This window comes from uncultured Agrobacterium sp., from assembly GCF_913777885.1.
Classification (GTDB): Bacteria; Pseudomonadota; Alphaproteobacteria; order Rhizobiales; family Rhizobiaceae; genus Agrobacterium.
Genome location: NZ_CAJYTV010000019.1, coordinates 1 through 13,455 on the forward strand (window position 1 = coordinate 1; position 13,455 = coordinate 13,455).

A 13,455-nucleotide genomic window follows, 5' to 3' on the forward strand; every position below is an offset into this window, starting at 1 on the left:
TATTCCAGATGGACTGAAGGAAGGCCGGATCGGTGTAGAAGAACTTGTAGTTGAACAGGCCAGCAAAGCTGACATTGGCCGGGTTCAGCAGATTGTAGTTCTGGAAAGAAAACCACAGCGTCATCGCCAGCGGCACGATCATCCAGATCAGAAGCAGGAAAACCGAGGGCGCCATCATCACACGCGCCAGGCTCCTGGTGTTTTGCGTTGCCATGCATCTACTCCAGTGGTGCTGCCGGCGCTCCTTGCTTGGAAGTCGCCGATTGATGGAGATTGATATCAGCCGTCAGCGTTACGCACGGCCTGCTGTCGTTGCGCGATCATAGACAGCCAGTACCGCATCGACCGCCTTGATGAGGATGTCCTCCGCAGACGCCGTGGAAAGTGACGTATATTCTGGAAGAAACTGACGCAGAAGGGGCTCGGGAATGACCCGGCCATCAAGCGCCGCCACAAGGTTCTGTACCGCAGACAAGGCTTCCGGCCTGTTCCAATAGTAGCGAATCCTATCACTGTAGCTGTAGTGCCTCTGAATCCTGAGAGCCATGTCGTCGCCATGATAGTGACCCTTCCAGTCGTCCGGAAAGTCCACCATAAGCTTCTCCATCACGGATGCCAGAGGACGCGTCCCGTAACCGGTAACGATCTCCGAGGCAATCATATCGAGAGCGTAGACCGCTTCGCGAAATTCGAATGTCACTCCAGGGCCTACCTTCAGGATCGCGAAGCCATCGCGGACCAGTGACGTCAGCGCATATTCAGGCTGATAATCGGTCGAATGAGCCTCGAAAACGAGCCCATCATGGTCGTCGAGCACCTTCGCAAGTTCGACAGCCTTCGGTGGGTCGTAGACAATCACATTTTCACTGCCGAACTCCACGCCGGGCTGCACGACGAATGCGATGACACGGTCGAATGCGTCGGCAAGACCGGCCTTCTCGAAGATCTCTCGATGAATCTCGATCGTTGTGCGAGCGGCTTGCGGCGACGTCGGCTCCACGCTGTCCAGAACGTGATCCGCGCCTCCCGGAACCGGCACCTCCGTGCCAAGAATGTAGACAGGTGGCGCTATCCCCGCCTTCAGCGCTGCGGCTTCTGCCGTCATGCATATGTCGGCTGCACGATTGGCGATCGTCATGTCGTCCAGTGCAGCGGGCTCACCTGCGCAGCCCATGGACGTATCTATGTGGATCTTCGTGAAGCCCGCGGCGACGTAGGCCTCGACCATGATGCGAGCCTTTTGAAGTGCGTCTTCTGCTGGCTCCTTCTTCCAAGGATTGGGACCAAGATGGTCTCCACCGAAGATGATCAGATTTTGATCAAGCCCCTCTTCATTGGCGATGCCCAACACCAAGCCGACAAAATCGGATGGTGTAAGTCCCGTATAGCCGCCGAGATGGTTCACCTGATTGCAAGTCGCCTCGATCAATACATGGCGCCCTGTCATTTTCGCACGTCGGATCGCCGCGCGAAGGACGACAGGATGCGCGGTACAGACAGACGTTATGCCGACGGGATTGCCGGCGACACGTGCAGCCGCGAGCTCCTGAAGAATTCCGCTCATGTCAATTCTCCGTCCTATTGTTTCTGATGAAATCGTCGAGCTGATCGAAGGTGGAAGCACCCTCCATCGGACCGCGCACAGTCACGGTCCGGGCACCGGCGGCGTTGGCATATTGCAGGGACTCAGCGATCGAGTGACCCAGACGCCGGCAAGAAAGATACGCCGCTCCGAAGCAGTCGCCTGCGCCGGTAGGATCCACCTCCTCAACAACGAATGCCGGGCTGTCGATGCGACCGGCACGATGAAAACAGGAAGACCCTTGCGCACCGCGCTTGAGGACAATCTCTGAAATACCGCGCGATAACAGCGCGGCTACAGCACCTGCCTCGTCGTCGACACCTGAAGCAATGAAAAGCTCTTCTCCCGAAGGCAAGAGAAGGTCGGTTACGGCCAGAATCTCCTCAAGCTGCCTTCTTGCGTCGTCTCCCGACGCCAGCAGTTCCTTTCGGATGTTGGGATCGAACGAGACCGATCCCCCGCGAGCCTTCACCAGCGTAATGGCTCTCATGATGATCTCTGCTATGCCGGGGATGGAAAACGCCGAACCCATCACATGGACATGACCCGCCCTGCCGATCAACTGCTCGGCAGCCGAATTCAAGCCGACCTGCCCGGCAGCGGATCTGGCAATATTGAATACGAAATCACGTTGCCCATCCGCCCTGTAGCGAACGAATGCACTTCCCGTCGGATAGTCGGACAGTATCTGTATCGCGGACACGTCGGCACCGTCGCGCTTGAGACGATCGACATTCAGATGACCGAAATCGTCCCGCCCCACTGCCGAAATGATACCCGCGCCACATCCCATTCGCGCGACCTGATCAATGAAGATGGCCGGGGCGCCACTCGCAAACGGACCTACGAGGGAAAGAGGCTCGGCAAATCCTTCACCGATGGATGTCGCCATGATTTCCACGAGGATTTCACCCGCGGTGATGGTCGGCCCCATTGATTCCGGAGCGATTGCCTGTGCGATTTCCATGGCTCCTCCCACTTGTCGCTATGCGAATATTTTGCATTTCATTGCCGCAACCACTAGGGCGCCAACCCTGATGTGTCAACATATAATTTACGCGTGTAAATTTATAAATTGTTTCGCGTTGCACAAAAAATGATTGATTTATCTATCAATATCAATGAGGAGCAATGCAATATTGCTGCAAAATTAGCTCAAAATATGATTATCACGCCGAAATATTGCTCAGTCACCCGGAATCCCCTGTTGACTTGGCAATCACTTGCGCAGATAAAAAGTTTACGCATGTAATGTATGCGCAAACACTCGTCTTGGAGGAGATTTTCATGGGTGTGAAGTCCAGCATTCTATTATCGTCCGTCGCCGGCCTCGGCCTTCTCGCAGGCATCGCGCATGCTGAAGAAATCACTGTCGCGACCGTCAACAACGGCGACATGATCATCATGCAAAAGCTATCCAAATCCTGGGAGCAGCAGACAGGAAACAAGATCAACTGGGTCGTGCTCGAAGAGAACGTTCTGCGCGAACGCGTCACAACCGACATTGCGACGGGCAGCGGCCAGTTCGACATCATGACGATCGGGGGCTACGAAGCGCCGATCTGGGGCAAGTCCGGATGGCTTTCGGCCGTAGACGATCTCGGCGACGACTATGACTACGCGGATCTTCTCGACCCGATCAAGAAGGGTCTGACAGTCGATGGAAAGCTCTACGCGGTACCTTTCTACACTGAGAGCTCGTTCACCCTCTACCGAAAGGATCTCTTCGACGCCGCTGGGCTAAAGATGCCCGAGCAGCCCACCTATGATCAGATCAAGGAGTACGCTGCAAAACTCACGGACAAGTCCAAGGGTATTTACGGCATCTGCCTGCGCGGCAAGCCGGGCTGGGGCGAGAACATGGCGTTCCTTGGAACCATGGTGAACACCTATGGTGGCCGTTGGTTCGACATGGACTGGAAGCCACAGCTCACAAGCGAGCCATGGAAGAAGGCCGTGACGGATTATGTGGACCTGATGACGAAGTACGGCCCTTCCGGAGCGACAGCGAACGGTTTCAACGAAAACCAGACTCTCTTCGCATCGGGCAAGTGCGCCATGTGGATCGACGCCACGTCGGCTGCTGGCCGCGTCTACGACCCGAAGCAGAGCCAGGTTGCGGACAAGGTGGCGTTCACACGCTCTCCCGTTGCCGTAACTCCGGCAGGATCGAGCTGGTCGTGGTCCTGGAACCTCGCAATCCCTGCCACGACCAAAAAGGGCGACACGGCGCGGTCATTCGTGAAATGGGCAACGTCAAAGGACTACGTAAAGATGGTCGGCGAGTCCGAGGGCTGGGTTGCTGTTCCTCCGGGCACGCGCAAGTCCACCTATGCTCTTGCTGAATATCAAAAAGCTGCTCCTTTTGCCGAAACGGTGTTGAAGGCGATTATGTCTGCAGATCCATCGAAGCCGACCAAGGATCCTGTTCCGTACACAGGCGTGCAGTTCGTCGCCATCCCCGAGTTCCAGGCCATCGGTACGTTCGTGGGACAGCAGATCAGCGCGGCTCTCGCAGGTCAGCAGACCGTCGACGCCTCACTTGAGGCTGCACAGGCCCAGGTCACCCGTGACATGACCCGCGCTGGATACATCAAGTAGTCGAGCGCCCGCCAGAAATGGCGAGCCCTCCCTGGGGCCCGGTGTTCGCTTCACCGGGCTCCACCCTATCGCCGTTACTGCAACTGGATGACGCGCGCCGTCGGGCGAGCTTATCGGAGAAAACAAATGAGACTTAAAGACAAGGTCGCCTTCATCACGGGTGGGGCAAGAGGCATCGGACTCGGATTTGCAGAAGCGTTCGTCGCCGAAGGTGCGAAAGTCGTGATCGCGGATATCAACATCGACCGTGCCACCCAGGCTGCCGCTCAGATCGGCCCGTCCGCAAAGGCTGTGAAACTGGACGTGACGGACGTCGCAGATATCGACCGCGTGGTCAAACAGGTCGATGCCGAATTCGGCGGCATCGATATCTTGGTCAACAACGCCGCGATCTTCGATATGGGCCCCATCAACGAGATCTCCGAGGAAAGCTACCAGAAGGTCATGGACGTGAACCTCAAAGGGCCACTCTTCGTCATGCGTGCCGTTTCCAACGTCATGATCGACCGCAAAAAGGGCGGTAAGATCATCAACATGGCCAGCCAGGCAGGACGTCGGGGAGAAGCGCTCGTGACTCTCTACTGCGCATCCAAGGCGGCCATCATCTCCGCTACCCAGTCGGCTGCACTCGCTCTGGTCAAGCATGGCATCAACGTGAACGCGATCGCTCCAGGCGTCGTCGATGGCGAACACTGGGATGTTGTCGACGCCAAATTTGCGCAGTGGGAGGGCTTAAAGCCCGGAGAAAAGAAGGCTCAGGTCGCTAAATCCGTTCCGATCGGCCGCTTCGCAACACCTGACGACATCAAGGGGCTGGCAGTCTTCCTTGCTTCCGCAGACAGCGACTATATTCTTGCTCAGACGTACAACGTCGATGGCGGGAACTGGATGAGCTGACAAGGGGCGCCGCCATGAAGGCCATCCAATTTATCGGGAAGGGTCAGCCGGTGCTGGCCGACATATCCCAGCCGTCGGAAGTGCCGACGGGTCATGTCCTGATCCAGATTCGCGCCTCGGGCCTTTGCCATACGGATATAGATGTCCTCCATGGCCGGTATGGGACAGGTGCCTTCCCGGTCGTTCCGGGGCATGAGTTTGCTGGCGAGATCAAAGCGATCGCCAACGACGTCACGAACGTCAAGGTGGGCGATCGTGTCGTTGTCGACCCGAACCTTGCCTGCGGCAGCTGTGCCGCATGCAGAAAGGGCCTGACCAATCTGTGCGTCGATCTCAAAGCGTATGGCGTAACGCAGAACGGCGGTTTCGGTGAATTCTGCGCCGTGCGCTGCGATCAGGTCCACCCGATAGGAAACCTGTCCTTCGATGTTGCAGCGCTCGCAGAACCTCTCGCCTGCGCGTTGAATGGCATCGGTGCGGCAGGCTTCGGCCCTGGAGATACACCGCCTTCCGAGGCGATCATTTTCGGCGCCGGACCGATCGGTCTTCTTCTTGCCCTGTCTCTGAAGTCACGGGGCGCGCCAAGCGTAACCCTGGCTGATCTGAACGACGGCAGGCTTGAGTTCGCCGAAGGCCTCGGCTTGAAAGTCGTCAAATCGGACGCCACGCTTTTCGCGTCACGTCGTCGCGGCTTCGACTGCGTCGCCGATGCAACGGGGGTTCCGTCAGTTGTGCAGGACATGATCCAGCTTGTCGCGGACGGTGGCACCGCGCTTCTATTTGGAGTATGCCCCCCGGAAGCGACTGTAGCGATTCATCCTTTCGAAGTGTTCCGGCGCCAACTCAAGATCGTCGGCTCCCACTCCCTGAACAGGAACATTCCTGAGGCGATCGCGATGCTGGAGACTGATGACGGCTCGATGGCAAAACTGGTCAGCCATCGCCTCCCTTTGGAGGAGATGCTCCAGTTTTTCCTTGCCAAGCCATCCGATCCCGCGACGATGAAGATACAGTTCGTTTCGGACTGAGATTCGCATGATGCTATTGCTGGTTTGTGCGGAGGCCTGTTGGTTTCCGCACCCAGCGGAGGCCATGAGCTGTAACGGAGATTGTGTTGCCAAAACCGATTAAGACTATGGAGGACTTCTCCGAGTTCGTCGGCCTCTCACGTCCGACAGTCTCGAAATATTTCAACGATCCGTCTTCCGTCAGAAAGAAGACACGCGACACGATCGAGCTGGCTTTGCGCAAGTCAGGCTTTAAGCCTAACATGTTCGCAGTTAACCTGAACCGCCGGCGAAGCAACATCATCGGCATCATTATACCCAACGCCCTCGACCCGTTTTACATGGCACTCACCAGACGGATCGAGGTTATCGCCGCCGAAGCGGGCTTTCTCGCATTCGTGCTTTCGTCGGATGGCAGAGCCGAGATGGAAGACGACGCCGTCAGTACACTCCAGTCATTGAATGTGGCCGGCGCTATCATCGCACCTATAGGATCTGCCCCGAGGAATTCCCCGCTGACCAAGCTCGGCCAAAGCATTCCCCTCGTATATGTCGACGCGCCAGCCGATCAGGACGCTGCCTTCGTTGGAAGTGACAACCGCCAGAGCTTCGGCCTTATCGTCGATTATCTCTGCCGCTCCGGCGAACCGCCGTGTTTTTTAGGCATGCCGCAAGTCAACAGAAATGCAGACGCCAGGCGGGAAATTTATGTTGCAGCGATGGAGGGCGCCGGACATCGAGCCGAGGTTCTCAACATATCCGAAACTACGACCTGGGACTTCGAGCGCTTCGGCTTCGATGAGGCCACGCGGCTGTTCGACAGGCTGGATCTACTTCCCACCCGCACGATCGTCTGCGCGAATGACCGTCTCGCATTCGGCGTTATCGCAGCGGCTTGGAAAAAGGGTATCAAAGTTGGCCATGGGTCAGCCTTCGACCTCAGGGTCGCCGGCCACGATGATCACCCCCTATCCCAGTATGCCTGCCCTCCGATTACTACCGTCGCGCAAAACTACAATGAGATCGGCAGGTTGGCGATCAGCCTGCTCCTACGCAAGCTTGGCGAGGCAGACGCTGCGGACGATCCGTTGATCAGCCGTGATCAAATCTTGTTGAAATCCGAATTGATTCTGAGAGCATCCGCCTGAGCTCAGCAACGCTGCCGATCATTTGTGTCGTGCACTGGGCAATGTTCAGAAGGCGCTTTCCGGTGAGCTCACCGGCTAACTTCCTGCCCATATTGTGCTTTGTCGAAATCAACCCAGTGACCGCCATTGGCGCGTCAGAGTCCAGAAAAGGAAGAAGCTTGTCAACATGCACCACTACTTCGCCAGCTTGAACCAACTGCGCGATAGAGGCTAAGTTACGAGAGCTCGAAACTGTAAATGACCGCTTGACGCCAGCCGATCAACGGCCATCTCCTCAAGTGGCATATAGCGTTCACCCCGCACCGTACCACCGGCATTGCCGACCAGTTCGCGGGCCAAGCTGTTCATCTCCCAATCCCAGACATAGTTGGCGCCAACAAGGTAGGGATGGGCACCTTAGAGCGGGATCAGTTATTCAAATAACGGAATTAGGTGCTGGTTGGGGCAGCCGCCGGTGTAGATTGTACTTCATTAGCCTCGAAACTTTCGTAGGGGCACATATACTATAATAGACCATCGTGTTTTTCCACGAGTGGCAGTGCTCCCTTGCGGGCTATGGATATGATGGTACCGACAATCTGGCGACAGCCCTGCTCCCGGATCAGGTGACGTGCGTTAGATAAAAACCATTTACTTCCAATGCCTTGTCCACCTCTCCGCCACACTGATCTGGAGGTCGTGAAAGTTGATCGATTTGACCGTTCAATCCGCCAACAGACGGTTACAGATCGCGTGCGTCTGGTCTTGTCGGACATAGTCGGGGTCAGGCGGGTTCCCTACTGCTGGTCAGGTAGCGGACAAAGCAACGGGCGTTTTTAGCAGAAGCGGTGCTTCGACTTGAAATCCAGCGTTGCTCTCCCATTTCTCTGTTGCCGGGTTTACCGGCGTTGGAGATCACTATGGCAGCACAAGCTTGGAATTCTGGTCATTTTGGTGCGAACACCTCGCGCGACACGGATGTCCTGGAACAGCGTCTTCGTAAACTGCGCATGCTATCCAGCATATCGCGACTCATGGATACGGCGGTCGGAATTCCGGGCACGCGGCTGCGGTTCGGCGCCGACTCGGTGCTGGGTCTTGTTCCGATCCTCGGTGACGGCGCCGGCGCGCTTGTCGGGCTCTACATCGTCAATGAAGCGCGTCGTCTTGGTCTTCCACGGGAAAAAATTTCGAAGATGATCGGCAACGTGGCGATGGACTCGGTCGTCGGCAGCGTACCGCTCTTAGGCGATCTTTTCGACGTCTATTTCAAATCTCATCGCCGAAACGTTCAGATCATTCTCGATCATTTCGGTGTGCTGCCGGAAGAGCTGCAGCGCAAGCGCTGATCCTTAGAGCAGGCGCGAACAGCCTGCTCTGCCATTCTGAGGCTCGTAGGCCGAAGTCTGCGACGGTCACCTGCTACACCTTCCGAAACGTGCTCGGATGAAGCAAAGTTGAACTGAAAGCGTGAGCAATGTCCTTCGATCTTGAGCGCTTCGTGAATGCGCAGCAGGGCACTTATGACAGAGCGCTGAACGAATTAATCGCCGGCAGGAAGCAGTCGCATTGGATGTGGTTTATCTTCCCGCAGATCCGCGGTCTTGGCCGCTCGGAAACGGCGCGCTTCTATGCCATTTCAGGCCGCCCGGAGGCAGAGGCGTATTTGGCGCATCCGGTTCTCGGCTCGCGGCTGGAAGATTGCACCCGCGCGATGCTGAGCCACGCGGACTTGAGCGCCAATGACATTCTCGGATCTCCGGATGACCTTAAATTTCACTCCAGCATGACGCTGTTTTCCGAGATTGCTGGCCAGAGCCCGCTCTTCCGGGGCGCTCTTGAACTCTTTTACAGAGGCGCTCAGGACAGGCAGACCCTGGGCATTCTGTCGTGAAAGTCCATTCATTTGCCTGCATGCAAAAAGATGCGTAGCTGTCGTCAAGCGACCCCGTGGGCGGAGTGACTGTCAGCGGCGACACATCACTTTCGCTTGACGATCCTCCGAAGCATGGAGCCCCTTCTCGATTTCTGCGGAATAAGCTCGATATCGCTGACAAGTTTTGCGCCACCTTCGCGGCGCTCAAGTGTTATCTTTCGGCTATGGAATGCCTCCAGCTCGGCACGATGGGCCACGCTGATGATCGTTGCGTCGGGCAACTCATCGATCACCGTCTGCATCATCTTGTCCTGGCTTTTTTCGTCCAGCGCTGCCGTCGCCTCATCCATGATGATGATATCGGGGGCGTTGAGCAGCAAGCGAGCAAAGGTGAGGCGCTGTTTCTCACCCCCGGACAATGTCTGGTCCCAAGGCGCCTCGTCCTCGATCTTGTCCTTGAGTTGGCCTAGACCGACTTTCTCGAGAGCGGCACCTATCTCTTCCGCCGTCCAGCTTTCCGCCGGTTGCGGATAAGATACGGCACGGCGTAGCGTGCCGGCTGGAATATATGGCCGCTGCGGCAGCATGAACAATTGACTGCCGGAGCGGAAATTGACGCTACCACCGCCCCATGGCCAGAGACCGGAGATCGCACGGACCAACGTGCTTTTTCCGGAGCCGGACTCGCCCGACACCAGGACCCTTTCGCCTGCGCCGATCTCCACATCTGTCTCTTTGACGACTGCGGTTCCATCGCCGAGCGACACGAACACATCCTTGAGGCCAAGCATGGTATCGCCTTCCGTCTCGCTACGCACGATACGGCCAACAGTCTCGCTTTTTTCAGCCCGCTCCAGGCCATCGAGGGACATCATCAAAGACGCCACGCGCCGTGCGCAAGCGTTCCAGTCCGCAAGCCGCGGATAATTATCGACCAGCCAGCCGAAAGCGGACTGAACGATGGTGAACGCCGACGCCGCCTGCATCACCTCGCCGAGCGACATGCTGCCATCGAGAAATTTCGGCGCGCAGAGCAGAAGCGGCACGACGGGTGCAATCAGCATCGAACCGTTGGAAACGACGGTGGTGCGCATATATTGCTGCGCCATAAGCCGCCACTGCCGCCGGACATTTCCAAATCTCTTGTCGAGATCGTTGCGCTCCTCCTCTTCCCCACCAAGCAGAGCGATACTTTCGCCATTCTCTCTGACGCGCGTCAGTGTGTAGCGATATTCCGCCTCCACCTGGTTCTTCACTTCGGACACCTTGACGAAGTTTCGCGCAATAAATGCGATGGCCGTGGAGGTAATTGCCGCATAAATAATGGCCGCTATGACCAGGAAGCCAGGAATGGTGACCCAAATACCGCCGATCGACAGCGTCAGTGCACCGCCAATCGTCCAAAGCACAACGATAAAGGTGGAGGCAGAGACGAACGCAGCGATAACACCGGAGACGAAGTCAACCGGTGCTTCGGTGGCGATGCGCATGTCTTCCGAAAGCCTTGCTTCAGGATTCTTATGATCGCCATCGATCAGGTTGAGCTGGTAGTAACGACCGTTTGCGATCCATCTGCCGACCAACACCTTGGTCAGCCACGAGCGCCAGCGCCGCTGAATGCGCATCCTGACGTAGACCTGCGCGGTGACGATGAAAACACTGCCCAGAACCAGAAACGGGAATATCGACGCGAGCGAATAGACCGTCGAAGCGTCCCGTTTTTCGATCGCGTCAAATATTCCGCGGTTCCAGACGTTGACCCCATACTGGATCGCGACATTGATGCCGATCATCGTCAACAGGCCGAGCGTGAAAACCCATGCCAGCTTGTCGCCACGACGGCTCCAGAAGCCTCGTGCGCTAATCCAGAACCGTTTCAGCAGATACCTTCGGCGAGCTTCCTCAGCCTCCTCTGGTGTCAAGCCAGCGGCAGGTTCCGCTTCCTCCGGGGGAAGCTCCTCAGCATTGCCTTCATTGTCTTGGGAGGATGCGGCTTCAGCGCCTACTTCGTCGTCACCATCAGCCGATGTTGGTTTTACTTCATCATTTTTCATGCGCGCTGAACGACCCACGGCAGGAAAGGTTTCACGTTATCGTGAAGACGCATCAAATATTCTTCCGCGTTCTGCCACGCCGCTATCGGCACGATGCTTCCGTTCGGAGGATTTTGAATACAACCGCAACACCGGCGACTGCCTCAGGATCAGCAAGCTGACCTCCCCTGGCGGCACCGGACGTCGCCAAAGCTAAAATGGATGACCCATGTTTATGCTCTGATCCGCTCCGGGCTCGACATCAATTCCTGCTGTCTGGCCACCGCCAGCATCCACTTGTGGAAACGCTGTCCGTTGGGCTTTTCCAACGCAGTTCTGTCCCAGGCGAGAAAATAGCTTTCCGATAATTTCAACCGAATATCGAAAGGAACGACGAGCGTCCCAGCGGTGATTTCTTCCTGGATCATCGAAAGCTGTGCCAGCACGAAGCCCCTGCCGTTGACCGCGGCATCTATAGCGCTGCTCGACAACGTGAAGGAAAGTCCTGAGAATATCTGCTGATGATCAGCCTTGATCAGCTTCGCCCAATCCCGCCATTGCGGCGAGGCCTTGTAATCCGATTCCCATTCGACATTGAGAAGCGGGAAAGTCAAAACCTCTTCGGGACATTGCGGTTTCCGCGCAGAGATTAGGGCGGGTGAACAGGCGGGCACGACCCAATCGGTGAACAGGTGCGCCACATGCTCGTGAACATAAGAGCGGCGACCATAAGTGATGCGAAAATCAACCTCCTCAGCCCCGAGACGAGGCTCCTGATCCTGACCGAAGATACGCACATGCGCGTCGGGACAGAGTTCCTGCCAGTCGAAAATCTTTCGGCCTATCCACCGGCTGGCGACGGATGACAGCGCGCTGACGACGATCCCGCCTTCGTTGCTGGCACGCTTCAACACGGTCGTCGCCAAAGAGAGCTGCTGGAAGCCCTTTGAGACTTCGCGGTAGTAAAGTCGTCCCCAGGACGACAGCTCGACGCGACGTCCACGCCGTTCCAGAAGAGTGAGGCCAAGAGAGTGCTCCAGATTGCGCACGAGCTGGCTGATTGCGCCGGGCGACACACCCAGATCCTCGGCCGCAGCGGTGATCGAGCCGCAACGACCAATCGCATCAAAAGCCTGCAAGGCGCGCAGTGACAGGTTCTTCACAGCGGCTCCCCTATCCATTTCCCTTTGTAGATTTTCTAAAATAGAAACCAGCCGCTTGCAACTTGTTGAGGGCTGAAAAACGGCAAACACTCAGCCTAACAAAACGCAAGGAGAGCGAGATGTTTCTCAAGAACACCTGGTATGTCGCAGCCTGGGACCACGAGGTCGGCAGAGAGCTGAAGCCCGTTACCATTCTCGGTGAAAACATAGTTCTTTACCGCAAACAGGATGGCCAGGCTGCCGCGCTGGAAGATGCCTGTCCCCACAGAAAGCTGCCGCTTTCGATGGGGCGCATAAAGGGCGACGATGTGGAATGCGGCTATCACGGCCTCACATTCGACTGTTCGGGAGCCTGTACCCGCGTTCCGGGTGCAGAGCGAATTCCCCATGTCGCCAAGGTTCGCTCCTATCCGGTTCACGAGCGCTATGGCCTCCTATGGATCTGGATGGGAGATGCCGAGAAAGCAGATCCGGACGAGATTTTTGCCGTCGAGCATTTCGGCGATCCCGCCTGGGGCATCAATCGCGGCGAGTCCATGACGCTGAACTGCAACTATCTTTACATGACGGACAATCTGCTCGATCCATCCCACGTTGCCTGGGTACATCAGTCGTCCTTCGCGAGCTCGGCCTGTGAGGAAACCCCGCTTGAGACCACCGTCAAGGATGACGGTGTAACGGTCTGGCGCTGGATGATCGATAGCGAACCAGCGCCATTCTATGCGCCTTTCCTCCAATTCGAAGGCAATACCGACCGTAAGCAGCATTATGAGGTGCGCTATCCGAGCAACGCGATCATCAAAGCAATCTTCGCACCTGCTTTCACCGGCGGCGAGGGCAAGACGCTGCCCGATAACACCTTCCTGATGGACAGCTACAATTTCATGACGCCTGTCGATGAGAACCGGACGAAATATTACTGGTTCCAGATGCGAAACTTCGCGCCCGACGACCCGGCCGTGTCTGCAAGCTTCGCCAAATCCGTTCGTGGCGCCTTCGAGGAAGACCGGGTCGTTCTGGAGGCGGTTCACCACGGCATGGCCAACAAGCAGACGCCGAACCTCGACCTCAAGATCGATGTCGGTCCCTTACGTTTCCGCCGCAAGCTGGCACAATTGATTGCCGCGGAAGCAGAGAGCCAGCCGGTCAGCCAGGCAGCGGAATAAGGA

General features: G+C 56.8%; 11 protein-coding genes and 2 pseudogenes. 7 read left to right on the forward strand and 6 right to left on the reverse strand.

Annotation, left to right across the window (positions count from 1 at the left end):
- The 3 genes and pseudogenes from QZ869_RS18845 to QZ869_RS18855 all read right to left on the reverse strand — a co-directional run.
- Positions 1-214: pseudogene (locus QZ869_RS18845) on the reverse strand (sugar ABC transporter permease); the annotation flags it as partial.
- Positions 215-292: 78 nt separating this feature from the next.
- A complete protein-coding gene (locus QZ869_RS18850; protein WP_296106625.1) occupies positions 293-1,564 on the reverse strand; it encodes a D-tagatose-bisphosphate aldolase, class II, non-catalytic subunit in 1,272 nt (423 codons plus the stop codon).
- Position 1,565: 1 nt separating this feature from the next.
- Positions 1,566-2,549 carry a sugar kinase gene (locus QZ869_RS18855; RefSeq protein ID WP_296106628.1) on the reverse strand — a complete coding sequence of 328 codons (984 nt, stop codon included), beginning with the start codon at positions 2,547-2,549 and terminating at the stop codon, positions 1,566-1,568.
- 320 nt (positions 2,550-2,869) lie between these two features.
- On the opposite strand from QZ869_RS18855, the gene QZ869_RS18860 reads away from it, so the two are divergent.
- From QZ869_RS18860 to QZ869_RS18875, 4 genes are all read left to right on the forward strand, one after another.
- Entirely contained in the window at positions 2,870-4,183 is a 1,314-nt protein-coding gene (locus QZ869_RS18860; protein WP_296084037.1) for a sugar ABC transporter substrate-binding protein, read from the forward strand.
- 126 nt (positions 4,184-4,309) lie between these two features.
- A complete protein-coding gene (locus QZ869_RS18865) occupies positions 4,310-5,080 on the forward strand; it encodes an L-iditol 2-dehydrogenase (RefSeq protein ID WP_296021141.1) in 771 nt (256 codons plus the stop codon).
- A 14-nt stretch (positions 5,081-5,094) separates the two neighbouring features.
- Complete coding sequence (locus QZ869_RS18870) at positions 5,095-6,108, forward strand: zinc-dependent alcohol dehydrogenase family protein (RefSeq protein WP_296106631.1); 1,014 nt, start codon at positions 5,095-5,097, stop codon at positions 6,106-6,108.
- 107 nt (positions 6,109-6,215) lie between these two features.
- Positions 6,216-7,235, forward strand: coding sequence for a LacI family DNA-binding transcriptional regulator (locus tag QZ869_RS18875; protein WP_296106665.1), 1,020 nt, complete (start codon positions 6,216-6,218; stop codon positions 7,233-7,235).
- A gap of 246 nt (positions 7,236-7,481) precedes the next feature.
- Here the strand turns inward: QZ869_RS18875 and QZ869_RS21815 are convergent.
- Positions 7,482-7,861, reverse strand: a pseudogene (locus QZ869_RS21815) (transporter substrate-binding protein); the annotation flags it as partial.
- 363 nt (positions 7,862-8,224) lie between these two features.
- Here QZ869_RS21815 and QZ869_RS18890 point away from each other — a divergent pair.
- Positions 8,225-8,563 carry a DUF4112 domain-containing protein gene (locus QZ869_RS18890; protein ID WP_296038754.1) on the forward strand — a complete coding sequence of 113 codons (339 nt, stop codon included), beginning with the start codon at positions 8,225-8,227 and terminating at the stop codon, positions 8,561-8,563.
- A 128-nt stretch (positions 8,564-8,691) separates the two neighbouring features.
- Positions 8,692-9,108: a DUF1810 domain-containing protein gene (locus QZ869_RS18895; protein WP_296106641.1), complete on the forward strand. Its 417-nt coding sequence runs from the start codon at positions 8,692-8,694 to the stop codon at positions 9,106-9,108.
- Positions 9,109-9,194: 86 nt separating this feature from the next.
- Here the strand turns inward: QZ869_RS18895 and QZ869_RS18900 are convergent, their stop codons facing one another.
- Entirely contained in the window at positions 9,195-11,144 is a 1,950-nt protein-coding gene (locus QZ869_RS18900) for an ABC transporter ATP-binding protein/permease (protein WP_296106642.1), read from the reverse strand.
- Positions 11,145-11,356: 212 nt separating this feature from the next.
- Positions 11,357-12,304, reverse strand: coding sequence for a LysR family transcriptional regulator (locus QZ869_RS18905; RefSeq protein WP_296021148.1), 948 nt, complete (start codon positions 12,302-12,304; stop codon positions 11,357-11,359).
- A gap of 101 nt (positions 12,305-12,405) precedes the next feature.
- On the opposite strand from QZ869_RS18905, the gene QZ869_RS18910 reads away from it, so the two are divergent.
- Complete coding sequence (locus QZ869_RS18910) at positions 12,406-13,452, forward strand: aromatic ring-hydroxylating dioxygenase subunit alpha (RefSeq protein ID WP_296099911.1); 1,047 nt, start codon at positions 12,406-12,408, stop codon at positions 13,450-13,452.
- Positions 13,453-13,455: the final 3 nt, after the last annotated feature.